General features: G+C 64.0%; 24 protein-coding genes and 1 tRNA gene. 15 read left to right on the plus strand and 10 right to left on the minus strand.

All coding sequences use genetic code 11. The features are described from left to right. Positions 1-16: 16 nt before the first annotated feature. Complete coding sequence (gene tatB, locus AC30QB_RS12260; protein ID WP_489546502.1) at positions 17-499, plus strand: Sec-independent protein translocase protein TatB; 483 nt, start codon at positions 17-19, stop codon at positions 497-499. Next, positions 496-1,278: a twin-arginine translocase subunit TatC gene (tatC, locus tag AC30QB_RS12265; protein ID WP_489546503.1), complete on the plus strand. Its 783-nt coding sequence runs from the start codon at positions 496-498 to the stop codon at positions 1,276-1,278. Before tatB ends, tatC begins: the two co-directional genes overlap by 4 nt. 12 nt (positions 1,279-1,290) lie before the next feature. On the opposite strand, the gene AC30QB_RS12270 is transcribed toward tatC, so the two are convergent. Further along, on the minus strand, positions 1,291-2,469 hold the full coding sequence (locus tag AC30QB_RS12270; RefSeq protein WP_489546504.1) for a S1C family serine protease: 1,179 nt from the start codon (positions 2,467-2,469) through the stop codon (positions 1,291-1,293). Positions 2,470-2,486: 17 nt separating this feature from the next. Between AC30QB_RS12270 and AC30QB_RS12275 the strand changes: the two genes are divergently transcribed. Both AC30QB_RS12275 and pdxA read left to right on the plus strand, forming a co-directional pair. Next, entirely contained in the window at positions 2,487-3,239 is a 753-nt protein-coding gene (locus AC30QB_RS12275) for a Nif3-like dinuclear metal center hexameric protein (protein ID WP_489546505.1), read from the plus strand. Between the two features lie 42 nt (positions 3,240-3,281). Beyond that, positions 3,282-4,295, plus strand: a complete 1,014-nt coding sequence (pdxA, locus tag AC30QB_RS12280) for a 4-hydroxythreonine-4-phosphate dehydrogenase PdxA (RefSeq protein WP_489546506.1) — start codon at positions 3,282-3,284, stop codon at positions 4,293-4,295. Between the two features lie 11 nt (positions 4,296-4,306). Here pdxA and AC30QB_RS12285 read toward each other — a convergent pair whose 3' ends face one another. Both AC30QB_RS12285 and mscL read right to left on the minus strand, forming a co-directional pair. Further along, positions 4,307-6,976: a DUF1631 family protein gene (locus tag AC30QB_RS12285; protein ID WP_489546507.1), complete on the minus strand. Its 2,670-nt coding sequence runs from the start codon at positions 6,974-6,976 to the stop codon at positions 4,307-4,309. 167 nt (positions 6,977-7,143) lie between these two features. Beyond that, positions 7,144-7,572 (minus strand): large conductance mechanosensitive channel protein MscL, encoded by a 429-nt coding sequence (gene mscL, locus AC30QB_RS12290; protein ID WP_489546508.1) that lies wholly within the window; start codon positions 7,570-7,572, stop codon positions 7,144-7,146. A gap of 130 nt (positions 7,573-7,702) precedes the next feature. On the opposite strand from mscL, the gene petA reads away from it, so the two are divergent. From petA to AC30QB_RS12320, 6 genes are all read left to right on the plus strand, one after another. Continuing rightward, positions 7,703-8,302, plus strand: coding sequence for a ubiquinol-cytochrome c reductase iron-sulfur subunit (petA, locus tag AC30QB_RS12295; RefSeq protein WP_489546509.1), 600 nt, complete (start codon positions 7,703-7,705; stop codon positions 8,300-8,302). Positions 8,303-8,334: 32 nt separating this feature from the next. Continuing rightward, positions 8,335-9,735: a cytochrome b gene (locus tag AC30QB_RS12300; RefSeq protein ID WP_489546510.1), complete on the plus strand. Its 1,401-nt coding sequence runs from the start codon at positions 8,335-8,337 to the stop codon at positions 9,733-9,735. Positions 9,736-9,756: 21 nt separating this feature from the next. Further along, entirely contained in the window at positions 9,757-10,527 is a 771-nt protein-coding gene (locus AC30QB_RS12305) for a cytochrome c1 (RefSeq protein WP_489546511.1), read from the plus strand. Positions 10,528-10,645: 118 nt separating this feature from the next. Next, entirely contained in the window at positions 10,646-11,257 is a 612-nt protein-coding gene (locus AC30QB_RS12310; protein ID WP_489546512.1) for a glutathione S-transferase N-terminal domain-containing protein, read from the plus strand. 9 nt (positions 11,258-11,266) lie between these two features. Further along, entirely contained in the window at positions 11,267-11,809 is a 543-nt protein-coding gene (locus tag AC30QB_RS12315) for a ClpXP protease specificity-enhancing factor (protein WP_489546513.1), read from the plus strand. Positions 11,810-11,846: 37 nt separating this feature from the next. Then, positions 11,847-11,922 (plus strand) — tRNA-Thr (locus AC30QB_RS12320). A gap of 123 nt (positions 11,923-12,045) precedes the next feature. On the opposite strand, the gene AC30QB_RS12325 is transcribed toward AC30QB_RS12320, so the two are convergent. Further along, complete coding sequence (locus tag AC30QB_RS12325; RefSeq protein ID WP_489546514.1) at positions 12,046-12,408, minus strand: DciA family protein; 363 nt, start codon at positions 12,406-12,408, stop codon at positions 12,046-12,048. Here AC30QB_RS12325 and AC30QB_RS12330 point away from each other — a divergent pair. Then, positions 12,380-13,369, plus strand: coding sequence for a M23 family metallopeptidase (locus AC30QB_RS12330; protein ID WP_489546515.1), 990 nt, complete (start codon positions 12,380-12,382; stop codon positions 13,367-13,369). The two genes, AC30QB_RS12325 and AC30QB_RS12330, sit on opposite strands and share 29 nt — an antisense overlap. 205 nt (positions 13,370-13,574) lie before the next feature. Further along, positions 13,575-16,310, plus strand: a complete 2,736-nt coding sequence (gene secA / locus AC30QB_RS12335; protein WP_489546516.1) for a preprotein translocase subunit SecA — start codon at positions 13,575-13,577, stop codon at positions 16,308-16,310. A gap of 36 nt (positions 16,311-16,346) precedes the next feature. Here secA and AC30QB_RS12340 read toward each other — a convergent pair whose 3' ends face one another. Then, positions 16,347-17,495, minus strand: coding sequence for a hypothetical protein (locus tag AC30QB_RS12340; protein ID WP_489546517.1), 1,149 nt, complete (start codon positions 17,493-17,495; stop codon positions 16,347-16,349). Between the two features lie 62 nt (positions 17,496-17,557). On the opposite strand from AC30QB_RS12340, the gene argJ reads away from it, so the two are divergent. After that, positions 17,558-18,787 carry a bifunctional glutamate N-acetyltransferase/amino-acid acetyltransferase ArgJ gene (argJ, locus tag AC30QB_RS12345; RefSeq protein ID WP_489546518.1) on the plus strand — a complete coding sequence of 410 codons (1,230 nt, stop codon included), beginning with the start codon at positions 17,558-17,560 and terminating at the stop codon, positions 18,785-18,787. A gap of 93 nt (positions 18,788-18,880) precedes the next feature. Then, the gene (locus tag AC30QB_RS12350) at positions 18,881-20,233 is read left to right on the plus strand and encodes an MFS transporter (RefSeq protein WP_489546519.1); all 1,353 of its coding nucleotides are present in this window, start codon (positions 18,881-18,883) and stop codon (positions 20,231-20,233) included. Here AC30QB_RS12350 and ugpQ read toward each other — a convergent pair. The 5 genes from ugpQ to ugpB form a co-directional block, all read right to left on the minus strand. Next, a complete protein-coding gene (gene ugpQ, locus AC30QB_RS12355) occupies positions 20,217-20,963 on the minus strand; it encodes a glycerophosphodiester phosphodiesterase (RefSeq protein WP_489546520.1) in 747 nt (248 codons plus the stop codon). The two genes, AC30QB_RS12350 and ugpQ, sit on opposite strands and share 17 nt — an antisense overlap. Before the next feature lie 85 nt (positions 20,964-21,048). Beyond that, positions 21,049-22,119 (minus strand): sn-glycerol-3-phosphate import ATP-binding protein UgpC, encoded by a 1,071-nt coding sequence (locus AC30QB_RS12360; protein ID WP_489546521.1) that lies wholly within the window; start codon positions 22,117-22,119, stop codon positions 21,049-21,051. Between the two features lie 21 nt (positions 22,120-22,140). Then, the gene (gene ugpE / locus AC30QB_RS12365) at positions 22,141-22,992 is read right to left on the minus strand and encodes a sn-glycerol-3-phosphate ABC transporter permease UgpE (RefSeq protein WP_489546522.1); all 852 of its coding nucleotides are present in this window, start codon (positions 22,990-22,992) and stop codon (positions 22,141-22,143) included. Then, a complete protein-coding gene (gene ugpA / locus AC30QB_RS12370; RefSeq protein WP_489546523.1) occupies positions 22,992-23,879 on the minus strand; it encodes a sn-glycerol-3-phosphate ABC transporter permease UgpA in 888 nt (295 codons plus the stop codon). Before ugpA ends, ugpE begins: the two co-directional genes overlap by 1 nt. 6 nt (positions 23,880-23,885) lie before the next feature. Beyond that, positions 23,886-25,199 carry a sn-glycerol-3-phosphate ABC transporter substrate-binding protein UgpB gene (gene ugpB, locus AC30QB_RS12375; RefSeq protein ID WP_489546524.1) on the minus strand — a complete coding sequence of 438 codons (1,314 nt, stop codon included), beginning with the start codon at positions 25,197-25,199 and terminating at the stop codon, positions 23,886-23,888. A gap of 233 nt (positions 25,200-25,432) precedes the next feature. Here ugpB and AC30QB_RS12380 point away from each other — a divergent pair. Continuing rightward, positions 25,433-26,250, plus strand: an 818-nt coding sequence (locus AC30QB_RS12380) for a DUF3683 domain-containing protein (protein WP_489546525.1), incomplete at its 3' end; no start/stop codon positions are given.

A 26,250-nucleotide genomic window follows, 5' to 3' on the forward strand; every position in this document is an offset into this window, starting at 1 on the left:
TTGAAGTCTTACTGCCTTGATTGATTTTGGTTTCGACAAGATGGCGCTCATCGGCGCGGTGGCGCTCATCGTCATCGGCCCTGAAAAGCTCCCACGTGTGGCCCGTACTGTGGGCACCTTGCTCGGCAAGGCGCAGCGCTATGTGGCCGACGTGAAAGCCGAGGTCAACCGCTCCATCGAGCTCGAAGAGCTGAAGAAGATGAAGGGCCAGTTCGAAGACGCGGCACGCGATGTCGAGAAATCGGTCTCCAACGAAATCCAGCAGACCACCTCGGCCCTGGAAAATGCCTGGGCCGATGCCGACCCGCCATACGGCGGTGGCATGCATGAAGGCCTGATGCCGCCGCCCAGCTACAAACACCCGAAGAAAAACTGGCGCCTCAAGCGCAGCACCATGCCCCAGTGGTACAAGCAGCAGCATGGCGTGCGCAGCAAGGCGCAGTCGGGCGCCGCGCGCGTGGCGCGTTTTCGGCCTCCGCGCCCAGGTTCCTCCGCATGAGTTCTGTTGACGACAAGCCCGACGAACTCGAGGGCACCGAGCAACCTTTTGTGACCCACCTCGTTGAGTTGCGCGACCGCTTGGTGCGTGCGCTCATTGCAGTGGTGATCTGTGGCATCGCCTTGGCCATCTGGCCGGGGCCGGCCGCGCTGTACGACTTCCTGGCGCAGCCTCTCGTGGCCAGCATGCCCGAGGGCGGCAAGTTGATCGCAACCAACGTGATCTCGCCTTTCCTCGTGCCGATGAAGATCATGCTGATGGCGGCTTTCCTGCTGGCTTTGCCCGTGGTGCTGTACCAGGTGTGGGCCTTCGTGGCGCCGGGGCTCTATACACACGAGAAGAAGCTGGTGCTGCCGCTGGTCATCTCCAGCACGCTGCTGTTCTTCGGCGGGGTGGCGTTCTGCTACTACTTCGTCTTCGGCCAGGTGTTCAAGTTCATCCAGGGCTTTGCGCCGAAGAGCATCACGGCGCAACCCGACATCGAGGCCTACCTGAGCTTCGTGCTCACGATGTTCATTGCCTTCGGCGCTGCGTTCGAGGTTCCGATTGTGGTGGTGGTGCTGGCGCGCATGGGCCTGGTGAGTATCCAGAAGCTGAAAGAATTTCGGGCCTACTTTGTTGTCATTGCCTTCATCGTGGCGGCCGTGTTGACGCCGCCCGACGTGGTCTCGCAACTGGCCTTGGCCATTCCCATGTGCCTGCTCTACGAGGTGGGTATCTGGGCGGCCGTGGTTTTCATCAAGCACACACAGGCGCCTGAAGAGAAGACCTCGGCCTGAGCTGCTGTTGCCTTACTGCTCCCTGCGAGGCTGTGACTTGGGCCGCTGAGCGACCGTGACCTTCAGGTCTATGGCCTTGTCCCCGCGCTGAATACCGATCGTGGCGGGCGCTTGCGGCTTCAGGGCTGCCACAGCAGCCAGCAATTGCACGGTGTTGATCACGGGAGTGTCGGCCACTCTCACCACCACGTCACCTGGGCGCAGGCCCCCCGCGCTGGCCGGCCCGTTTTGCAGCACGCCGGTGATCAGCACGCCTTGTTTGATGGGCAGGTTGAAGGTCTCGGCGATCTCGGGTGTGAGGTCGCGTGGCTCCACGCCGATCCAGCCGCGAGTCACGTGGCCGTCGCGGATCAGGCCTTCCATCACCAGCTTGGCAGTGCTCACGGGAATGGCAAAGCCTATGCCCATGCTGCCCCCGCTGCGTGAGTAGATGGCCGTGTTGATGCCCAGCAGGTTGCCGCTGGCGTCGACGAGGGCGCCGCCCGAGTTGCCTGGGTTGATGGCGGCATCGGTCTGAATAAAGTTCTCGAAGGTGTTGATGCCCAGCTGGTTGCGACCCAGCGCGCTCACGATGCCCGAGGTGACGGTCTGACCCACCCCGAACGGGTTGCCGATGGCGAGCACCACGTCGCCTACCTGCACGGTGTCGATGCTGCCGAAGGTGATGACGGGCAGTTTGTCCAAGGTGATCTTCAGCACGGCGACGTCGGTGTCGGTGTCGATGCCCACCACCTGCGCTCGCGCCTGCCGGCCATCGGGCAGCTGCACCTCGATGTCATCGGCGCCTTCGATGACGTGGTTGTTGGTCAGCAGGTAGCCCTCGGGTGACACGATCACACCCGAACCGAGGCCGACCTGTGGCTGCTGCTGTTGCCGCTGGGCCTGGTCGCCAAAGAAGAACTTGAACCACGGGTCTTCGCCATGTGGGCCGCGTTGAGGCGCCTTGCTCGCGATGATGCTCACCACTGCCGGAGTGGCCCGCTTCGCGGCACCGCTGTAGCTGCTAACACTGCCGGACGGCGACAAGGCCACCGGCTGCACCAGCGGCGCCTGGCTGATGGAGACGATGCTGGGCAGCATGCCGCTGCTGTTGCCGCGGCGGATCCATTCGGGCTTGAGCGTGGCGACCACGAACAAAACAGCCAAGGCCACGGTCACGGCTTGGGAGAAAATGAGCCACGTCTTGCGCATCAACGAGATCCTGTTTCATGACCCCACGCTCCGAACTCGACTCGTACCTGGGCACGCTTCTGGAGGTGGGGAAGTTTCGCGATTATGGGCCGAACGGTCTGCAGGTAGAGGGCAAGGCGCAAGTGCAGCGGCTCGTCTCCGGCGTCACCGCCAGCCGTGCATTCATTGAGGCAGCCATCGCACAAAAGGCAGATGCACTGCTCGTGCACCATGGTCTTTTCTGGAAGGGCCACGACGGGCGCTTGACGGGTTGGCTCAAGGCGCGCGTTGAGTTGCTGATGGCGCACGGCATCAACCTATTCGCCTATCACTTGCCGCTGGATGCGCATGCCGAGTACGGCAACAACGCGCAGTTTGGTGTGCGGCTTGGCTTCACACCCGACGGTCGGTTTGGCGACCAGGCCCTTGGCTTCATCGGCACTCCGACCGAGCCTTTGACGGCTGCGGCCTTAGGCGCTTCTCTCGGTTCTCGGTTGGGTCGCTCGCCGGTGATGGTGGAGGGCCGTTCAGGTCACACCATCCGCCGCGTGGCCTGGTGCACCGGGGGCGCGCAGGGCTACTTCGAAGAGGCGATTGCGGCGGGCGCCGATGCCTACATCACGGGTGAAATCTCCGAGCCCCAAGCTCATCTGGCGCGCGAGACCGGCGTGGCCTTTTTCGCCTGCGGCCACCATGCCAGCGAGCGTTACGGTGCACCGGCGCTGGCCTCACACCTGGCCGAGAAGTTCGGGCTGGACCACCAGTTCATCGAGATCGACAACCCGGCATGAGCTCGCTGGGCCGCCCCAAGAGCGCTGCATGAAGGCACTCCGGTGAACACGCTCCTCGCCATCACGATGGGCGATGCCTGCGGCATCGGGCCCGAGATCATCGCCAAGGCTTTTGCGTCGGGCCGTGCGCAAGGTGCTTTCGTGCTGGGCGATGCGGGCGTGATGCGACGTGCGCTGGCACTCACCGGGCAGGGCACGGTACTGGCCCTGCTGCAGCGCGCAAGCGATGCGTCGGACTGCCCGCCCAACTGCGTGCCGCTGCTGCAGGCCTCGGGCCTGCCCGCCGATCTGCTGCACGCGCCTATCGGCCAGGTGGATGCGCGCGCGGGCGCTGCGGCCGCAGCCTGCATCACGCAGGCCGTGGCGCTGGTGCAGTCGGGTGAGGCGAGTGCCATCGTCACGGCGCCCATCCACAAAGAAGCCTTGGCCGCGGCGGGGGTGGGTTACCCCGGCCACACCGAGATGCTGCAAGCGCTGGCCGCAAAACCCGGGCAACCCGCGCCGCCGGTGCGCATGATGCTGGCCAACGATGAGCTGCGCACCGTGCTGGTGACCATCCACATGTCGCTGCGCCGCGCGATCGACGCGGTGACCTTCGACGCCGTGTTGCAGACCTTGCGCATTGCCGACCAGGCTGCGCGCGCCTTCGGTTTGGCATCGCCGCGCATTGCCGTGGCCGGGCTCAACCCGCATGCGGGCGAGGGCGGCCTGTTTGGCGATGAAGAGCTGCGCATCATTGCGCCGGCCATTGCCGCGGCGCGCGCTGAAGGCATAGCAGCGAGCGGCCCGTATGCGCCCGACACGGTCTTCATGCGCGCGCGCCATACGGTGAAGCACCCTGGCGAGTTCGACCTGGTGGTGGCCATGACGCACGACCACGGCCTCATCCCGGTGAAATATCTTGGGGTGGAGCAGGGCGTGAACGTGACGCTGGGCTTGCCCTTCGTGCGCACCAGCCCTGACCATGGCACTGCGTTTGACATCGCCGGCACCGGCCGAGCCGAGCCGGCCAGTTTGATCGCGGCCCTGCGCATGGCGCGCCAGCTCGCGAAGTAGGCGGGAGCGCGCTACTTGCTGTTGGCCGTCAAGGCCGCAAGCTGCTTGCGCGCACGCGCGGTGGCGCGCTCGATCAGGTAGGAGCTTTCGAAGGCCTTGAAGCGCCCGGTCTCGCACATGCGCGACAGCATGCGCGCGGTGAGCGACACGGTCTCGTGGTGGCGCTTGCCGCGGGTGAACACAAAGAACGCGCGCCCGGGGCTCACGTAGCTCAGGCGCACCTTCTGCCATTGGTCGTTCAGGTGCATCTGGTAGGCGAAGCCCAGGCGCACGTGGTCCATCAGCTGTATGCCCTGCGACGGCTCGGCTGCGTCTTTGGGCGAGAAGTCGAGGTTGATGTCGAGCCTGGCCGAGAGGTCTAGGTTGAGGTCGACAGGGCCGGTGTCAGGGTCGACGGGTGGTGGCTCGGGCTCACTCGTCAAGTCGATGTCGATGGCGCCCGCCCAGTCGACCGAGCTTTCATCCACCAAGCCGATCTGCTTGGCCTCGGTGTCGGAGAACTGCGGCTCCAGCGCGGCCACGCCAGTGCTCGTCATGGGCACGTCGCGCAGCAGTGCGTCGGGCTCGGGCACGGGGGTGTTGAACACCGCTTCGAGCTGCTTGGCGAGCAGGTTGTATTCGAGCTCGGTGAGCGGCTGGCCTTTCAGCGACTCGGCATGCGCGGGCAGCAGCTTGCTGAAAAACTCTTTCTGCGCCGCGTCCGGCCAGCCCACGAGCTTCATGCCCTCGTTCAAGTCCTTCATCAGCGGCGGTAGCTGCATGAGGAACTTCTTGCGCATGGCTGGCGAGCCCTTTGGCTGCACGCTCATCACGAGGTCGCGGCCGGCGCGCTTCAGGCGCTGCACCAGCTCCGACTGCGGGCCCTCGCGCCGCGTGCCGAGCGCCAGCGCCTGGCTCCACACCTGGGCGAGGAAGTCGCGCAGGTAGTCTTGCAGCGACAGCGGCGTCAGCGCTGCGCGCAGCTGCAGCATGTAGCGCTGCTGGATGCGCAGGTCGGACTCTTTGCTGTCAACCACCGACACGGCCGACGCGCTCGCTTCGACATCAGTCTTGGCTTGCTGCGCAATGAAGCCTTCAAGGGCGTTGAGCTTGGATGTGTAGACATCCATCTGGTCGAAGTCGCCTTCGACGATCTCTTGCACCAGCTCGCGCACCCGCGCCATGAAAAGCTTGCCCGCGCCATCGTCGAAGTCGTCGAAGGCGACGGCCAGCGAGGCGATGCGGTTGACGAAGCGTCGCACCGGGTGCTTGCGCGACGAGAAGAAGGTGTTGTCGGCCAGCGCGACGCGCAGCACCGGCAGCTGCAGGCGCGCGATCTGCCGCGCCATCTGCGGCGGCACGCGGGGGTCGGACAGGATCTGGTCGAACAGGCTGCCCACCACGTCGATCACCATGTGATCGAGCGTGCCGGTGGAGGCCGCGCGCAGCTCCTCGCGGTGGTTTCGAATCAGGTTTGCGGCCATCAGGCCCGAGGCCACGTCGCCAAAAGCGCCGCCGCCCGTGGCGGCACCCAGCACGGCGGCGGCGCTGTTTCGGCCGGAGCCTGCACCGCCAAGCCCCGCCGGCATGGTGGGGCCGCCGAGATCTGCAGGCCGGGTGGCGAGGAAGGTCAGCCGGCGAATGAGAGACATCAGCTCAGCATCGGCCTGCGCTGCAGGGTTGTTGTTTTGCCCTGCGCGGCCTCCGGAACCGGACGCACCCGCGGGTCGACCGGTGTTGGGCCCGCCAAGAGGCGCTGTACTGGTGTCGCGGCCGCTCCACGTGCCCGGCGCCGGGCGCCCGCCGCTTCCACCACCGAACCCGCTGCCGCCCGAAGATCCGCCGGTGCTGCCACCCGCACCGAACCCGCTGCCGCCTCCGCGCCCACCCGCGCCGCGCCCGCCCGAGCCTGTCGCCGTGGGATCGGCCGTGCCGCCGTCGTAGCCGAAGTGGGTGTTCGGGCCGAGCTGGCCACCGCCCGTGGAGGCCCCGGGGTCGCGTGACAAGGTGTCGTAACCGGAGATCACCCGGTCTCTGGCCATTTCATTGCCTGGGCCTTCCACGCCCTTGACCGTGAGCCCCACCGGTTGAATGCCGCGCGCTCGGAAGTCTTTCAGGATATCGGTGTAACAACCCGGCATGACGCGGGCCATGCCCAGGCCCAGCTCACGCGCGAGCACCTTGCGGCTCTCGCTGTCGTTCGACACAGCGGTGATGCCGCGATAGATGGCAGCCCCAAGCACTTCGGCGCGCAAGGGGTTGCGGTCATGGTCGGCTCGGCCGATGCCCAGCAGCTGGCCGGTGTATGACGCGACTTCGCGCAGTTCCCACTCGCAGCCATGCGTGATGGCCTGACTGATGCGGTCGGCAAACATCTTCTCTTCGACTTCGGAATCATCCACCAGGCTGAGAGACTGCCAGTCGGTCTCGGCCAGCGTGCGGCCTGGCTCGTGGCCGGGGTTGAGTTCGCGGGTGACGCGTTTGCTCAAGGTGTCGGCAAACACCAGTACGAAGGTGCTCATGTGTCGCCGCAGATCGACCTGTGCGTTGACGAGCGCATCGCGGTCGAAGATGCGCGCTGCCGCCGACGCCAGCAAACCCAGGTGATCGCCCACGCGATCCGCCACGCCCGCGGTGGTCGTCTTGATGTGGTTCATGGCTGCGTCGAAGGCAGCCTGGGCGCGTGGGTCGGTCTGGTTCATGTCAAGCGGGGCCGCCGTCGGCCGGCCGGGACGCGCTCACGGTCAAGCTCGCGTCTGGAGCGCACGAACTGCAAGTATGGGGCCAAATGCCAGCGGGTCGCTACGGCGTTGCCCCCGGGCGACGGCCGTCTGCCCACCGGGTCAGCCCACCCGGACAGGGCGGCAGCTCACTTCTTCAATGCGTCACGAATTTCTCGCAGCAGCATCACGTCTTCTGGTGTGGCGGCTGGCGGCGCGGCCGGCGCATTCTTCTTCAAGCGGTTGATCTGTTTGACCATCATGAAAATGATGAAGGCGAGGATCATGAAATTGAGCGCCACCGTGATGAAGTTGCCGTAGGCGAACAGCGGCACGCCTGCTTTGGTCAACGCTTCGTAAGTCATGGGGCCCTTGAAGTCGGCTGGCGGGTTAGACAGCATGATGAAGTAGCTGGAGAAATCGAGCCCGCCGATCAGCTTGCCGATGATCGGCATGATCAAGTCCTTGACGATCGAATCGACGATCTTGCCGAAGGCCGCGCCAATGATGACGCCAACCGCCAGGTCGACGACGTTCCCCTTCATGGCGAACTCTTTGAACTCGCTTGCAAATCCCATGTGTTTTCTCCTGGTGGCGGGTGCGGCGCAGTATTGCCGAGCATGGCGCGATGTCAAGGTTGGAGGCTTGACACGTCCGCTAGAATCGCGGGTTGCCCCTGAGTAGAAGTCAGTATTGTTGAGGATCCCTATGAGTGACCAGCAAGTCGATCAAGGCCGCCGTACCTGGGTTGCCATCACCTGTGGTGCCGGTGCCGTTGGCGGTGTTGCCGCTGCCGTGCCTTTTGTCAGCAGCTTCCAGCCTTCCGAGCGAGCCCGCGCTGCGGGTGCCGCCGTCGAGGTCGACATCGGTGACCTGAAGCCAGGTGAGAAGAAAACCGTGGAATGGCGTGGCAAGCCTGTGTGGATCGTGCGCCGTACTGACGAACAGACAAATGCGCTGCCCAAGAATGATGCGCTGCTGGCCGATCCCAACTCCAAGCGCAAGCCTGACGAACTGACGCCCGCCTACGCCCGCAACGAAGGCCGCTCCATCAAGCCCAACGTCCTGGTGGTTGTGGGCATCTGCTCGCACCTGGGTTGCTCGCCTTCAGACAAGTTTCAGACCGGCGCGCAGCCCTCGCTGCCGGACGACTGGGCAGGCGGTTTCCTCTGCCCCTGTCACGGCTCCACCTTCGACATGGCTGGCCGCGTCTACAAGAACAAGCCTGCGCCCGACAACCTCGAAGTGCCTCCCCACATGTACCTGTCTGACAGCCGGATCATCATCGGCGAAGACAAAAAAGCCTGAGCCAGGCAGCAGCGGCACTTCAGGAGAAATTCATGGCCGAATTCAAACAAGTCAGTCCCAATGCGCCGATAGGCGAGAAGTTGTTGACATGGGTCGACAACCGTTTCCCCGCGAGCAAGCTCTACAAAGAGCACATGAGCGAGTACTACGCTCCGAAGAACTTCAACTTCTGGTACGTCTTCGGTTCGCTCGCACTGCTGGTGCTGGTGATCCAAATCGTCACCGGCATCTTCCTGGTGATGCACTACAAGCCCGATGCAGCGCTGGCTTTCGCCTCGGTCGAGTACATCATGCGCGACGTGCCCTGGGGTTGGCTGGTGCGCTACATGCACTCCACCGGCGCGTCGGCATTCTTCATCGTCGTCTACATGCACATGTTCCGCGGCATGATCTACGGCAGCTACCGCAAGCCGCGCGAATTGGTGTGGATCTTCGGGTGCGCCATCTTTCTGTGCCTGATGGCGGAAGCCTTCATGGGCTATCTGCTGCCCTGGGGCCAGATGTCGTACTGGGGCGCCCAAGTGATCGTCAACCTGTTCCAAGCCGTGCCCTTCATCGGCCCCGACTTGGCGCTGCTGATTCGTGGCGATTACGTGGTGTCTGATGCCACCCTGAACCGCTTCTTCAGCTTCCACGTGATCGCCGTGCCCCTGGTGCTGCTGGGCCTGGTGGTTGCGCACATCATCGCGCTGCACGAAGTGGGTTCTAACAACCCCGATGGCGTGGAGATCAAAGCCAAGAAAGACGCCCGCGGCATTCCGCTCGACGGCATCGCCTTCCACCCGTACTACACGGTGCACGACATCTATGCCGTCAGCGTGTTTCTGATGGCCTTTGCCGCGATCATCTTCTTCGCGCCCGAGTTTGGTGGCTACTTCCTTGAGTACAACAACTTCATTCCCGCCGACCCGCTGAAGACGCCTGCGCACATTGCGCCGGTCTGGTACTTCACGCCCTACTACTCCATGCTGCGCGCGACCACCTCCGAGATGGTTTACGTGCTCGTGGGCCTGCTGGGCTTGGGCGCCGTGCTGGGCATCGTCAAGGGCGGCCTCTCGACCCTGGGCAAGGCGGCCATCGCCATCGCTGCAATCGTGGGAGCGTTTTTGCTCCTGACCTTCGAAGCCAAGTTCTGGGGCGTGGTCGTGATGGGCGGCGCTGTCATCATCATGTTCTTCCTGCCCTGGCTCGACCGCGCCGAGGCCAAGTCGATACGCTACCGACCGAGTTGGCACAAGGTGATGTACGGCCTGTTCGTCATCGTGTTCGCCATTCTTGGCTACCTGGGCGTGCAGCCGCCATCGGCGGTGGGCGAGCGCGTGTCGCAGGTCGGCACCTTGTTCTACTTCGGCTTCTTTCTGCTGATGCCGTGGTGGAGCCGCATCGGCAAGTCCAAGCCGGTACCTGATCGTGTGACCTTTGAAGCCCACTGAGAGCAAGCCGGAATTCACACCATGAAGAAACTGATTTTGATCCTGCTGGCATCGTTCGGCCTCAGCGCCGGTGCCGTGGCTTCGGAAGGTGGCGTTGCCTGGGACAAGTTCCCTGAAGGCAAGGTGACCGACATGGCCGCGCTGCAAAACGGCGCCAAGCTGTTCGTCAACTATTGCCTCAACTGCCATTCGGCTTCGTTCATGCGCTACAACCGCATGCGCGACATCGGCCTGACCGAAGACCAAATCAAGAAGAACCTGATGTTCGCCACCGACAAGGTGGGCGAGACGATGAAGGTGTCGATGGACCCGAAGCAGGCCAAGGAGTGGTTCGGTGGCTTGCCGCCTGACCTGACCGTGATCGCACGTTCGCGCGCCGACATTGGCAAGGGCTCGGGCGCTGACTATCTGTACACCTACCTGCGCAGCTACCACCGCGACGACACCAAGGCGACGGGGTGGAACAACCTGGCCTTCCCCAGCGTAGGCATGCCCCATGTGCTGTGGGAGCTGCAAGGCCAGCGCACCGCCAAGTACGTGGAAGAAAAAGATGCACACCACGAAGGCAAGACCGTGCATCGCTTTGCAGGCTTCGAGCAGGTCACACCGGGCACCCTGAGCCAGCTAGATTACGACGAGGCTGTCGGTGACCTCGTTGGTTTCCTGCAGTGGATGGGCGAGCCGGCGCAGAACGATCGCGTCAAGCTCGGTGCCTGGGTGCTCATCTTTCTCGCCATCTTCACGGTCATCGCCTGGCGCCTGAATGCCGCCTTCTGGAAAGACGTGAAATAAGCCTTCGACCCATGGCCGCAGCAGTGTGGCCGTGATCGTTTGCGGAGTGGGATGCCCGCCGTGGCCCGCCTACTCCGTTTGTGTTTTGCAAGAACCCTAGCCTCAAGGAGCCGCCATCATGATGGTGCTTTACTCCGGAACGACCTGCCCTTATTCGCATCGTTGCCGTTTCGTCCTGTTCGAAAAAGGCATGGACTTCGAAATCCGCGACGTGGACTTGTTCGCCAAGCCCGAAGACATCGCGCTGATGAACCCGTACAACGAAGTGCCGATCCTGGTCGAGCGCGACTTGATCCTGTACGAGTCGCACATCATCAACGAGTACATAGACGAGCGCTTCCCGCACCCGCAGCTGATGCCCGGCGACCCCGTGGCTCGTGCGCGCGTGCGCTTGTTTCTGCTGAACTTCGAGAAGGAGTTGTTCGCTCACGTGAACATTCTTGAGTCGCGCGGTGGCAAAGCCACCGACAAGCAGCTCGAAAAGGCCCGCGCCCAGATCCGCGACCGCCTCACACAGCTTGCGCCCATCTTCCTGAAAAACAAGTTCATGCTGGGCGACGACTTCTCGATGCTCGACGTGGCCATCGCGCCGCTGCTGTGGCGCCTGGATTACTACGGCATCGACATGTCTAAGAACGCCGTGCCCCTGCTCAAGTATGCCGAGCGCATCTTCTCGCGCCCGGCCTACATCGAGGCGCTCACGCCGTCTGAAAAGGTGATGCGCAAGTAGAGAACCGGCATGAGCCTGATCCCGACATCGCCTGGCAATGCCGGAACGTCCACCCGGCCTTACCTCATCCGTGCCTTGCACGACTGGTGCACCGACAACGGCTTTACGCCGTACCTGGCGGTGTATGTCGACGCCAGCGTGCAGGTGCCCATGGAATACGTGAAGAACAACGAGATTGTTCTGAACGTCGGCTTCGAAGCCACTACGGCCCTAAAGCTTGGTAACGAGTTGATCGAGTTCAAGGCGCGATTCGGCGGTAGTTCGCGCGATATCACCGTGCCGGTCGACCACGTGATCGCCATCTATGCGCGTGAAAACGGGCAGGGCATGGCTTTTCCGGTGCCGACCGAAACGGCGGCAGGCGCAGAGTCTGCGCTGCCGCCCATTCCGACTGTGCCGCCGGAGCGGCCAGCCCCAACGGGCGGGCTGCGCTTGGCCACTGCCGAGAGTCATACCGCCGCGGCTGATGGCAAAGACGCCGAGCCGGGCGATGCCACGGAGCCGCCCGAGCCACCTGCTGGCGGGCGGCCTTCGCTCAAACGCATCAAATGAAAAGGGGTCGCGTCTAAAATCGCGCGATCTCTTCCAGGCCCTTGTAGCTCAGTTGGTAGAGCAGCGGTTTTGTAAACCGAAGGTCGCGGGTTCGATTCCTGCCGGGGGCACCATCAGTTCACAAGGTTTTTGCCGGGAAAACGCCGGGCCGCCCAAGGTTTCTTGATCCCCTTGGCGGCGGGCGGCGCGCAGCGCTGACCTTGGGGCTGGCGGATACGTCTGGTATCAGCTGAAGATCAGCTCGATTGAACCTTGATCCTGATTGCAGTAACCTGCCATCCCCGCTGCTTGAGTGCATCCTCAAGCCGAGGTTGAAGCTGGCGCAGCTTGGCTGCCACGGCCGCATTGGCCACCAGCAAAGACCACCCCTCGCCATCCACGGGGCCGGGCTTCACATGAGCGGCCAAAGCCGCCGGCAAGACAGGGCGAATGTCCGCGAGGCGGTCGTTCGATTCGCGCATCAGCTGCTGCAGTCGCGCAAGCGGAGTACTGCGGTCGAGTGCTTCCGCTATGCGCAAGGCGTTGGGGGTGACCGGGGGCGGCTTCGGGTTCACCGCAAGGAGTTTAACGATGCAAGTCATGATCACGACCGGCAACATGGCGCGTACGCGAGTACTGCACTTCAGCCGTTTGCAGCTGGCGGCGGCCCTGGCCGGGCTGGTCATGGTGCTGTTGCTGCTGTCGGGCACGGTCTACCACGTCATTTTTCTCAAGGCCGCTCGCGAGGGCTGGCCCGTGGTGAGCCAGATCATGCGTCTGGTGGTGCGCGACGAATTTGCCCAGCGAGACCGCTTCATGCGTGAAAACCTTGACGCCATGGCGCAAAAGGTCGGTGAGATGCAGGCCAAACTGATCAAGCTCGAAGCCATGGGCGAGCGGGTGTCGGGTTTGGCCGGGGTGAAGCCTGAGGAGCTGAGGCAGATCGCGCCGGGCGCCACCCGTGGCGGCCAGGGTGGCCCGTTCGTTCCGGCGCGCACGCCTTCGCTCGATCAGCTCAACGACTTGGTGTCTTCGCTAGACGAGGCCACCGAGCAGAGCAACGACCTCTTCACGATGATCGAATCGCGGCTGTTCGAAAAACGCCTGGCGGCGCTGATGGTGCCCAACAGCTCACCGGTCAACGGGCATGTTGGTTCGGGGTTCGGCTTTCGATCCGACCCATTCTCGGGTCGGGCGGCCCTGCACACCGGGCTCGACTTTCCTGCTGACGTGGGCACACCCATCATGGCGGCTGCGGGCGGCATGGTGCGTTCCACCGACTTCCACGCCGCCTACGGCAACCTGCTTGAAATCGACCATGGCAATGGCCTGGTCACCCGCTATGCGCATACCTCCAAGATCCTGGTCAAGGCCGGTGACTTGGTGAGACGTGGCCAGGTGGTGGCGCAAGTGGGCACGACCGGCCGCTCTACCGGGCCGCATTTGCACTTCGAAGTGATGGTCGAAGGCGTGCTGCAAAACCCGGCGAAGTTCCTGTCCGGCAAGTCGGGGGTGGCCACGCACACGGCGGCGGCGCACCCGGCCGAGGCCACTCCTGCCGCCTCGCAGCCTACCCGCTGACGCCCCTGAAGGGCTAGCACCCCGGTGCTAAGATTCGCGGCTTTTCCCGCGGTAACAAGGGCCTCGCCTTGTAAAGGTTGAGTCCGGCCCCAGTTCCCACGACACCGCCTCTTTCTCAGAAATTCTCAGATTCCATCAAGCGGCCGGCAGACGTCGGCGGCTTTGAATTTGCCCGCTGTTCCCAGCCCCCAATCTCCGACGCTGCATGTTGCCCAAGCTTCTCACCTCTATTTTCGGTAGCCGCAACGACCGCCTGCTCAAGCAGTACCGCGCGGTGGTGCAACAGATCAACGCACTGGAGCCGCAGTTCGAAAAGCTCGACGATGAAGCGCTGAAGGCCAAAACCGTAGAGTTCAAAGAGCGCGTCGCCAAAGGCGAGTCACTCGACGACTTGCTGCCCGAAGCGTTCGCCGTTGCTCGCGAGGGCAGCAAGCGCGCCCTGAAGATGCGCCACTTCGATGTGCAGCTCATCGGTGGCATGGCGCTGCACAACGGCAAGATCGGAGAAATGCGCACGGGCGAAGGCAAGACGCTGATGGCGACCTTGCCGGTGTACCTGAATGCGCTCACCGGCAAAGGCGTGCACCTGGTTACGGTGAACGACTACCTGGCCCGGCGCGATGCCGAGTGGATGGGCAAGCTCTACAACTTCCTCGGCTTGACGGTGGGCGTGAACCTGCCCCAAATGCCGCGCGAGGAAAAGCAGGCCGCTTACGCTGCCGACGTCACCTACGGCACCAACAACGAATACGGCTTCGACTACTTGCGCGACAACATGGTCTACGAGACGGCCGACCGCGTGCAGCGCGGCCTGCCATATGCCATCGTCGACGAGGTCGACTCGATCTTGATCGATGAAGCCCGCACGCCGCTCATCATCAGTGGCCAGGCCGAAGATCACACCGAGATGTACGTGAGCATCAACGCGGTGGTGCCGCAACTCAAGAAGCAGATCGGCGAGCTTGACCTGCGCACCGGCGAGGGCGTGATCGACCCGGGTGACTTCACCGTAGACGAAAAGTCGCACCAGGTCTTCCTGACCGAAGACGGCCACGAAAACGCCGAACGCATCTTGCGCGAAGCCGGCCTGCTGGTTGAAGGCGCGAGCCTGTACGACCCGCAAAACATCACGCTGATGCACCACGTGTACGCCGCCTTGCGTGCGCGCCATCTGTACAACCGCGACCAGCACTATGTGGTGCAAGACGGCGAGATCATCATCGTCGACGAATTTACGGGCCGCCTGATGACCGGCCGCCGCTGGTCTGATGGCCTGCACCAGGCCGTAGAGGCCAAGGAAGGCGTGCAGATCCAGAGCGAGAACCAGACGCTCGCGTCGATCACCTTCCAAAACTACTTTCGCATGTACGGCAAGTTGTCGGGCATGACCGGCACGGCCGACACCGAGGCTTACGAGTTCCAGGAAATCTACGGCCTCGAAACCGTGGTCATCCCGCCGAACAAGCCCACCGCGCGCACCGACGAGCTCGACCTGGTCTACAAGACCGACAAGGAGAAGTTCGACGCGGTCATCGAAGACATCCGCAGCTGCCATCAGCGCGGCCAGCCCGTGCTGGTGGGCACGACCTCGATCGAGAATTCGGAGCTCATCTCCGAGAAGCTGAAGAAGGTGAAGCTGCCCCACGCGGTGCTCAACGCCAAGCAGCACGCCAAAGAGGCCGAAATCGTGGCCCAGGCCGGGCGCCCTGGCGTGATCACCATCGCCACCAACATGGCGGGCCGCGGCACCGACATCGTGCTGGGCGGCAACGTCGAAAACCAGATCAAGGTGATCGAGGCCGACGAAGCCATTGCAGAAGACGAAAAGACGCGCCGCGCCGACCAGCTCAAGAGCGAGTGGCAAGGCCTGCACGACCAGGTGAAGACGGCCGGCGGCCTGCGCATCATCGCCACTGAGCGGCACGAATCCCGCCGCATCGACAACCAGCTGCGCGGCCGCTCGGGCCGCCAGGGCGACCCGGGTTCGTCACGCTTCTACCTGTCGCTCGAAGACTCGCTGATGCGCATCTTTGCCGGCGACCGTGTGCGCGCCATCATGGACCGGCTGAAGATGCCCGAGGGCGAAGCCATCGAGGCCGGCATCGTCAGCCGCAGCATCGAGGGCGCGCAGCGCAAGGTCGAAGCGCGTAACTTCGACATGCGCAAGCAGCTGCTCGAATACGACGACGTGGCCAATGACCAGCGCAAGGTCATCTACCAGCAGCGCAACGAGATTCTGGAAGCGCAAGACCTCACCGCCCAGGTGGCCAGCCTGCGTGAGAGCACGCTGACCGATGTGGTGCGCACTTACGTGCCCGCCGAAAGCGTCGAAGAGCAATGGGACCTGCCGGCGCTGGAGAAGACGCTGGCCGACGAATGGCAGCTCGAAGTGCCGATCAAGGCCCATGTCGAGAAGAGCAGCGCAATTGCCGACGAAGACATCGTCGAGATGGTGGTGAAAGCCGGTAACGAATCATTCACCGAGAAGCTTGAGCGCGTAGGCGCCGAGCAGTTCATGCCCTTCGAACGCATGATCTTGCTGCAGTCGATAGACCAGCACTGGCGCGACCACCTGGCCGCGCTCGACTACCTGCGCCAGGGCATACACCTGCGCGGCTACGCACAGAAAAACCCCAAGCAGGAGTACAAGCGCGAGGCTTTTGAGCTCTTCAGCCAGCTGCTCGACGTGGTCAAGATGGATGTGACGCGTGTCTTGATGACCGTGCGCATCCAGACGCAAGAGCAGGTGGCCGAAGCCACCGAGGCGATCGAAGAGCGCGCCGAAGCCATCACCAACGTCACCTACACGCACCCCAACGAAGACGGCAGCGTGTCGCAAGAGACGGACGAAGCGAGCGTCGTGCCCAAGGTCGGCCGTAACGACCCCTGCCCTTGCGGCAGCGGGAAGAAGTACAAGCTGTGCCACGGCCGGCTTGCCTGAAGGCGGGCAGCGCCTGGCGGGCTTAACGGTCAACGCTCAAGGCGGCGGCAGCCAGCGGCTCTTGTCGGTGACCGGGTCGTAGCGGAACGGGTCGTCATCGAATTCGCGCCACAGACGCCAGCGCCATTGCATGTTGTGCCGCCATCGCTTGTAGGTCAGGCGAAGGGCGCCGCCACTTTGCTGCGCCCAGTAGTCGTCTCGCATGTGCTCGAAGTAGATCGGGCTGAGGCGCATGAGATAAGGGCCGCATTGGTTCAGCGGCAGCGGCTTGCGTGCAGCGCGCTCGGCCGAGATGGCTTCCCATGCCAGCTTTTGCAATGACTCCGCCAGGCCAGGCGCCACGCTGTCTGGCGCCCATGCACCGATGGGTGAGCGGCCTGAGATTGCGGCGTAAGAGCTCAGTGCCATGTAGTAGCTGCCCAGTGGCGTGAGGTGCACGGTGTCGTGAAACACCCTGTCGAGCACACGCCCGGTCGGGCCGGTGGCAAGCCCCGGCACCTCGCCGCGTGTGGCGCGCTCGACCAACGCCACCAAGGCCAGCGATGCGGGCACCGCCGCGATGCGGTCTGCGCGCCCTTCACCCGACAGCGAAGTGTTGGTGCGACTCTCTATGCATTGCCACAGCGGCGCAGCAGCGCGCTCGTAGGCAATCCAGCGTGCCGGGTTGGTCTTGTCGATCACGCCCAGCCAGGGCTCGAAGAACCAGGTCTGCCCGTGCGCATTGCCCTCAATGAAGCGGTCGTGGTAGTGGCGCAGGTAGCGCAGCGTGTCGCTGAACACGAGAGCGTCGAGCACGCCATGCTGCTCGGTGATGATGAGCGTGTCGTAAGGGCCGCCGTCGATGGTGCGTGGGTGGCGCAGCTCTTCGATCACATGGAGCTCTTCGCCCTCGCGGTTGTAGCCTGTGGCGTAGCCGCTCCAGCCTGTATCGCGGCCCTCACCGCGGCTGCGGTCACGAATCGACGACCCGATCACGTACTGCCGGTTCCATTGCAAGGGCTGACCGAGGCTCTCGGCAATGCGCGCGAGGTAGATCGGCAGCGGATTGTCGACCAGGCTGTGGCCCGATATGAACACCCGTTGCGGCGGGGCGGGCGCGATTGGCGGTGCGGTTGATTGGGCGGATGTTCCGCCTGCGGACAAGGCCAACATCAACGACAGTGAAGGGATAAGGAATCGGCGCATGGCGATTCAGTTTGCCACGCTGAAATCTACAATCGGCCTCCCCAGCAACGAGGCGCGCCTTCATGCCAGTGAACCTACCCCCCCTGCGCCACGAAGCGCTCTTCCCTGTTCCCGGGGTCAAGCTCGGCATCACCATGGCCGGTGTGCGCAAGGCCAATCGCCGTGACCTGACGGTGATCACCCTGGTCGAAGGCTCGCAGGTGGCGGGCGTCTTCACCGCCAACCGCTTTTGCGCCGCGCCGGTGCAGCTGTGCCGCAAGCACCTGGCCGCCAACATCGGGCCGCGTGCGCTGGTCATCAACACCGGCAACGCCAATGCGGGCACCGGAGAAGACGGCCTGATGCGGGCGTTTTCCACCTGCGTGTCCTTGGCCCAGCAGTTGAACCTTTCACCTGAGCAGGTGCTGCCGTTTTCCACCGGCGTGATCATGGAGCCGCTGCCCACAGACCGCATTGCGGCCGGCCTGCCCGCCGCGATTGCTGATTTGAAAGAAGCCAACTGGGGCGCCGCGGCCGAGGCCATCATGACCACCGACACCGTGCCCAAGGCGGCGTCCAAGCAGATCAAGATTGGCGGCAAGACGGTCACCATCACCGGCATCAGCAAGGGTGCCGGGATGATCCGCCCCAACATGGCGACGATGCTGAGCTTTCTGGCCACCGATGCCGTGGTCGCCCCGCAGCTCATGCAGGCGCTGACCACCGAAGCGGCAGACCTCTCGTTCAACCGCATCACCATCGACGGCGACACCTCGACCAACGACTCCTTCGTGGTCGTGGCCACCGGTTTGGCGGGCCACGCGCCCATCACCCAGCTCGATACCGGCGATGGCGCCGCGCTGCGTCAGGCCGTGATCGACGTGGCGACCCAGCTGGCCCAGGCCATCGTGCGCGACGGCGAAGGCGCCACCAAGTTCATCACCGTGCAGGTGGATGGTGGCAAGACCGTGGCCGAGTGCAAGCAGGTGGCCTATGCCATCGCTCACTCGCCTTTGGTCAAGACGGCGTTCTTTGCAAGCGACCCCAACCTCGGCCGCATCCTCGCCGCTGTGGGCTATGCCGGCATCGCCGACCTCGATCAAACGCTTATCGAGATGTTTCTCGACGACGTACACGTGGTCACCGACGGCGGCCGCAAGGCCAGCTACCAAGAGGCTGATGGCGCACGCGTGATGAAGCAAAGCGAGATCACCGTGCGCATCGACTTGCGCCGCGGCACGGCGCTAGCGACGGTGTGGACATGCGACTTCAGCGTCGACTACGTGAAGATCAACGCCGACTACAGGAGTTAGCCCCCCAGTCGCTGTGCGCTCCTGCCCCCAAGGGCCGCCACCTGACGGCGCTGCAAAGCCGGTTCCGCTGGCGTACGAAAGAAGAGACGAAACATGTCGAATCGGCTCAGCGCGTGGCATCAAACCCTTGCGCAGCGGCTCGCCTTGCCTCCCAACGATTTGCTGCGTGACGCCGTCTACCGGCGCCTGTGGATCTCCATCCTCGTCAGCTCTTTCGGCGGGCAAGTGACGATGCTCGCGTTGCCGCTTACCGCGGCCGTGCTGCTGCACGCCACGCCCACGCAGATGGGCTTGCTCACGGCAATGGAGATCGCGCCCTTTGTGCTCTTTTCGCTGCCGGCCGGCGTGTGGCTGGATCGCGTGCGCAAGCTACCGGTCTACGTGGTCGGCGAGTGCCTGTTGGGGGTGATCGTCGCGAGCGTGCCGTTTGCCTGGTGGATGGGCTGGCTGTCGATGACCTGGCTCTACGTGGTGGGCTTTGTGATCGGCACGGTCTACACCGTGGCCGGCTCGGCCGCGCAGATCGTGCTGACTCAGGTGGTGGCGCGTGATCGGTTGGTTGAAGCCCATGCGAAGAACGCGCTTGCAACCTCAGGCGCTGAAGTGGCCGGCCCAGGCTTTGCGGGTGCGCTGATCAAGGTGGTGGGCGCGCCGCTCGCCCTGGTGGTGGATGCCGTGCTGCTGGTGGTGTCGGCCGCGATCTTGCGTGGAATTGATGTCAACGAAGATCGCCGCTCGCGCCGAAGCGGCCATTTCTGGCACGACCTGCGCACCGGTTTGCGCTTTGTGTTGGGCACGCCGCTGCTGGTGGCGCTCGCCGTGGTGGTGGGGGCCTGGCAGATGTGCCACCACGCAGCGGTCGTGGTGCAGATCTTGTTTGCTACGCGCACGCTGGGCCTGAATGAGCAGCAAGTGGGCCTGAGCTACATGGGCATGGGTGCGGGCACCATCGTGGCGAGCGTGCTGGGCAACCGCATCAGCCGCCACGTGGGGCCGGGGCCTTGCCTGGTGATCGGCTTCGCGATCTGCGGGTCGGGTTGGTTGCTGCTGGCACTGGCACCAGCCAATGCTTGGGGTGTCGCGGCTTTTGCCGTGATGCTGCTGCTGTTCAGCGCCGGTGCGGTGCTCGTCTTCATCAACTTCCTCGCCATGCGCCAAGCGGTGACGCCCGAGCCGTTGCTGGGCCGCATGACGAGCGCCATGCGCTGGCTCACGCTGTTGGCCGCGGGGCCTGGCGCATTGCTGGGTGGTTGGCTGGGTGAGCACCTTGGCCTGCGCGCGGCGCTGGGTTTCTCGGGCGGCTCGGCCTTGTTGCTGGCCTTGCTGGCTTGGTATCACCCGGCCATTCGCGGTGTGAAGGCATTGCCAAAAGCAGAGGACGCCGACGAATGGTTGGGAGGTGAGGCCTCGGTTCGGCCCACCACCACCATCATGGATGCGACCTAGGGCCTGGCGAAAAGCGATCGACTGCGTCGGTGATCAGCCCGTCAATGCCCGCATCGAGCAGGCGTTGCGCGTCAGCGGGCTCGTTGACGGTGTAGCTCGCCACACGCAGGCCGGCCGCGTGGGCCTGTGCAATCACAGCGGCGTCGAGCACGCGGAAGTTGGCGACGACGGCCACACAGCCCAGGTCTTGCGCTTCGGCCAGCCAGCCGTCTCGCAAGCTGTCGAGCAGCAAGGCACGTGGCAGTGAGGGCTCGGCAATGCGGGCAGCGGCAAGAGCGTCAGCCTGGAAAGAGCTGAGCAGCGGCTTCAGGGGCTCATCAGCCCACAGCGACGCGGCATGCTGCGCGACGACGCGCCCGGTCTCTTCGTTATGGCCCGGGGTGGGCTTGACCTCGATGTTGAGCGCGTAGCCGTTGCGCAGGCAGTAGCGTGCCACGGCGTCCAGACTGGGCAGGGGCTCGCCCGCAAACGCGCGGCTGTGCCAGCCACCGGCATCGAGGCGCGACAGCTCGCTCCAGCTTCTCTCTGCGGCAGGGCCTGCTTCGGGTGTGGTGCGCTGCAGGGTGGCGTCGTGCAGCAAGAAGGGCACGCCATCGGCACTGAGCTTCACGTCGCACTCGAAGGCGCGGTAGCCGTGGCTCGCGCCGAGGCGAAACGCCGCCAGCGTGTTCTCAGGCGCCAGCTTGCCGGCACCGCGGTGTGCGATCCAGAGCGGGTAACACCAGCTCATGACGACTCCCCGATGGCCGAGTACGGCAATCGACCCTCCGAGAGGGTCGGGCCTTGCTTGGGGCGGCCCGGCGCGGCGACCCGCATCATGCTGCCTCCACGCGCGCTCCGGTGGCCACGTCGAACCAGTGCAAGTGCTGCGCCGAGAGTTGCAGCTGGACGGTGCTGCCAGCGGCCGGTGGCGGCAGCATGCCGTCCACGCGCAGGGTGAAGGCGTGGCTGCCGAGTTGCCCGTGCACCAGCCGCTCAGCGCCCAGCATCTCGACCAGCTCGACCTTGAGCGGCCAGCCACCTGCGTTGCCTGCCACCACGTGCTCGGGCCGCAGGCCCAGCATCAACTCGCCGTTGCGCGGCGCGGGGGCGGGCAACGGCACCGTCTGGCCATCGAGCGTGAAGGCTGAGCCTTCGGCGCGGCCGGCCAGCAGGTTCATGGGCGGCGAGCCGATGAAGCTCGCAACGAAGGTGGTGGCCGGGCGCGCGTACACCTCGTCGGGTGTGCCGAACTGCTCCATGCGACCGGCGTTCATCACCATCATGCGTTGGGCCAGCGTCATGGCCTCGACCTGGTCGTGGGTGACGAAGAGCGAGGTTACGCCCAGGTCGGCGTGCAGCTTTCGAATCTCGATACGCGTTTGCGCGCGCAGCTTGGCGTCGAGGTTAGACAGCGGTTCGTCGAACAAAAACACCTGCGGCTGGCGCACGATGGCGCGCCCCATGGCCACGCGCTGTCGCTGGCCGCCCGACAGCTCGCGCGGCTTGCGGGCGAGGTAAGGCGCCAGCTGCAAGATGCCCGCGGCCTTGTCGACGCGAGCCTTGATTTCGGCCACCGGCACCTTGGCGATCTTCAGGCCGTAGGCCATGTTGTCGAACACCGTCATGTGCGGGTAGAGCGCGTAGTTCTGGAACACCATGGCGATGTCGCGCTCGCTGGGTTCTACGTCGTTGACCACACGGCCGCCGATGGCGATCTCGCCGCCCGAGATTTCTTCCAGGCCCGCGACCATGCGCAAGAGCGTGCTTTTGCCGCAGCCCGAGGGGCCGACGATGACGATGAACTCGCCATCGGCGATCTCGGCGCTGACGCCGTGGATCACGGGGTTGGCCTTTGGGCCTACGCCGTAGCGCTTGACGACATTGCGAAGTGAAATGGCTGCCATGTTTTGCTTCTTTTGAGGGCTCTACTTTTCGGTGTCGACCAGGCCTTTGACGAACCACTTTTGCATCAGCATCACCACCAACGCGGGCGGGATCATGGCGAGCATCGCGGTGGCCATCACCAGGTTCCACTGCTGCGCGGAGTCGCCGCCGCTGATCATGCGTTTGATGCCGATCACCACCGGGTACATGTTCTCGTCGGTGGTCACCAAGAGGGGCCACAGGTACTGGTTCCAGCCGTAGATGAACTGGATGACAAAGAGCGCGGCGATGCTGGTGCTGGAGAGCGGCACCAGCACGTCCTTGAAGAAGCGCATGGGGCCGGCGCCGTCCATGCGCGCGGCTTCCACCAGCTCATCGGGCACCGTCATGAAGAACTGGCGGAACAAGAAAGTGGCCGTGGCAGACGCGATCAACGGAATGGTGAGCCCGGCGTAGCTGTTGAGCATGCCGAGATCGGACACCACCTTGTAGGTGGGAAAGATGCGCACTTCGACCGGCAGCATGAGCGTGAGAAATACCGCCCAGAAGAAGAACATGCGAAACGGGAAGCGAAAGTACACGATCGCGAACGCCGACAGCAGCGAGATCGCGATCTTGCCGGTGGAGATGACGAGTGCCGACACCAAGCTCACCCACAGCATGCGGCCCACCGGCGCTCCCGACCCCGGGCCCTTTTCGGCCCCGGTGAAGGCGGCCACGTAGTTGTGCCAGAACTGGTCGCCCAGCCACATCGGCATGGGCGTTTGCACGATCTCTTCAGCGGTGTGGGTTGATGCCACGAAAGTGACGTAAACCGGGAAGGCGACGATCAGCACGCCGAGCAGCAAGACGGCGTGCGACATCAACGCGAGTAAGGGGCGTCGCTCGACCATCAGTAGTTCACTTTCTTTTCGACGAATTTGAACTGGACGACGGTGAGCACTACGACGATGAGCATGAGAATCACCGACTGCGCAGCCGAGCCGCCCAGATCCAGCGCCTTGAAGCCGTCGTAGTAGACCTTGTAGACCAGCGTGGAGGTGTCTTTGCCGGGGCCGCCTTCGGTGGCCGCATCGATGATGCCGAAGGTGTCGAAGAAGGCGTAGACGATGTTGATCACCAGCAGGAAGAAGGTGGTGGGTGACAGCAGCGGGAACACGATGCTCCAGAAGCGGCGCCATGGCCCGGCGCCGTCAATCGCCGCCGCTTCGATCAGCGATTTGGGAATCGACTGCAGGCCTGCCAAGAAGAAGAGGAAGTTGTAAGAGATTTGCTTCCACACTGCAGCCATCACCACCAGCAGCATGGCTTGATTGCCATTGAGCAGGTGGTTCCAGTCGACACCGGCCTTGCGCAGCGCATACGAAACGATGCCAATGCTGGGCGCGAACATGAAGAGCCACAGCACGCCCGCCACCGCTGGCGCCACCGCATACGGCCAAATCAGCAAGGTCTTGTAGGCCAGCGCGCCCCTGATCACCCTGTCGGCGAACACCGCCAGCACCAGTGACAGTGTAATGCCCAGCACGGCCACCGAGATCGAGAAAATGGCCGTGGTCTTGAACGACTCAAGGTAACTCGCATCGGTAAACAGGTTCTTGAAGTTGTCGAACCCGACCCACTCGGTGCTGAGGCCGAAGGCGTCTTGCTGCTGCAGAGACTGCAGCAGCGCCTGGGCCGCGGGCCAGAAGAAGAACACGCCGATCACCAGCACCTGGGGCCCGAGCAGCGCCCAAGGTAGCCAGGCCGAGCGAAAGACGACGCGCTTTTCAGCAGCCACAGCGGCTCAGGTCTTGTTGGCTTTTTGGAATTTTTCCAGCTGCTCGTTGCCACGCTCCACAACCGCGTCCAGCGCTTGCTTGGCCGTTTTCTTGCCACCCCACACCTGCTCCAGCTCTTCGTCGATGATGGTGCGGATCTGCACGAAATTGCCCAGGCGAATGCCGCGCGACTTGTCGGTGGTCTTGCGGATCATTTGCGTGACAGCCACGTCGGTGCCGGGGTTCTCTTTGTAGAAGCCCGACTTCTCGGTGAGCAGATACGCCGCCGTGGTGATGGGCAGGTAGCCCGTGCGCTTGTGGCTGGCCGACTGCACCTCGGGGCTGGACAGGTAGTTGAAGAACGCCGCCACGCCCTTGTAGGTGGGCGGCTTCTTGCCCGACAACACCCACAGGCTCGCGCCGCCGATCACCGTGTTTTGCGGTGCACCTGGCACATCAGGGTAGTAGGGCAGAGGGCTGATGCCGAAGGCGAACTTGGCGTTTTTCTTGGCATTGCCGTACAGGCCCGACGAGCCGGTGAACATGGCGCATTCGCCCGAGGGGAAGGTGGCGTCGGGCACGTTGTTGCGGCCCTTGTAGACGAACAGGCCCTGCTTGGCCATGTTGGCCAGGTTCTCGATGTGGCGCAGGTGCAGGGGCGTGTTGACGACCAGCCGCGCGTCGGTGCCACCGAAGCCGTTGTTCTTGGTGGCAAACAAGGTGTTGTGCCAGGCCGAGAAGCTCTCAAGCTGCGTCCAGCTCTGCCAGCTGGTGGTGAACGGGCAGGCATGGCCGCTCGCCTTCAGCTTGGCCGCGGCCAGTACCACTTCAGGCCAGGTGGCGGGCGGCTTGGACGGGTCGAGACCCGCGGCCGTGAAGGCGTCTTTGTTGTAGTAGAAAACCGTGGTCGAGCTGTTGAACGGAAGGCTCAACATCTGGCCGTTGGGGGCCGTGTAGTAGCCCGCCACGGCCGGCACGTAGGCGCTCGGGTCGAACTTGAGGCCCGAGTCTTTCATCACCTGGCCCACCGGTACGATGGCGCCCTTGCTGGCCATCATGGTGGCAGTGCCCACTTCGAACACCTGCAGCACGTCAGGTGCATTGCCGGCGCGGAAGGCCGCGATCGCGGCCGTCATCGACTCGGGGTAGCTGCCCTTGAAGGTGGGCACGACCTTGTAGTCTTTCTGGCTTTCGTTAAAGCCCTTGGCGAGGTCGTTGACCCATTCGCCCAGCTGGCCACCCATCGAGTGCCACCACTGGGTCTCGACCTGCGCATGTGCGGGTGCCGCAAATGCGAGAGCGAGCAAGGGGGCGGCGAGAGAGAAAGTTCTTTTGTTCATTGACGACTCCGTGAGTTGAACCTGAGGCTTGTGACCAACCAGGCAGTTTGCGTCGAGCTTGTGACAGGCGTGTTTATGTCGCTTATGCGTCTTTGCAACAACGGGGATAACCCCGCTGGGTTTTAGGCGGGGCTGGGCTGGGGATGACCCACTCGTGCCGGCTGACGCCCGGGAGGGCTGCGGTACCATTCGTGCCCAAGTGCAGTAGCAGGCGCGCGCGTCGCCTGGAGCCCATGAACGCACCGATTTCACTCAGCCAGATCACCGCGCCCGATGCCGCGCACAACGCGCCCCGACTGCGCGAAATTCCGTACAACTACACCTCTTTCTCCGACCGCGAGATCGTGATCCGCTTGCTGGGCGCTCGCGCCTGGGAGCTGCTCAACCGCTTGCGCGAAGAGCGCCAGACTGGCCGCTCGGCGCGCATGCTGTACGAGGTGCTGGGCGACATCTGGGTGGTGCAGCGCAACCCATACCTGCAAGACGACCTGCTCGACAACCCGCGCCGGCGCAAGCTGCTGATCGAGGCCTTGCACCACCGCCTGGGCGAGGTGCAGGCGCGTCGCACGCCGGCGGGCCAAACTACCAACGACGGCACCCGCGACGGCCCACGCGATGCTTTCGTCGGTGAGCTGCTGGAATCGGCCAGCGCGGCGGTGAAGGCGTTTTCCGACCAGTTCGAGCGCGTGGCCGAGCTGCGCCGTCGCACGACCAAGGTGCTGGGCCGCCACACCGCCAAAGACAACATCAAGTTCGACGGCCTGAGCCGTGTCTCGCACGTGACCGACGCCACCGACTGGCGCGTCGAATACCCCTTCGTTGTGCTCACGCCCGACACCGAGGCCGAGATGGCCGCGCTGGTGAAGCACTGCATCGAGCTCGGCCTGACCATCATCCCGCGCGGTGGCGGCACCGGCTACACGGGCGGCGCGATCCCGCTGACGTGGAACAGCGCGGTCATCAACACCGAGAAGCTCGAAGCGATGACCGAGGTGGAGCACCTGCGCCTGCCGGGCATGGACCGCGACGTGGCCACCATCTGGACCGAAGC

It is taken from the genome of Rhizobacter sp., assembly GCF_046595475.1.
Lineage (GTDB): Bacteria > Pseudomonadota > Gammaproteobacteria > Burkholderiales > Burkholderiaceae_C > Rhizobacter.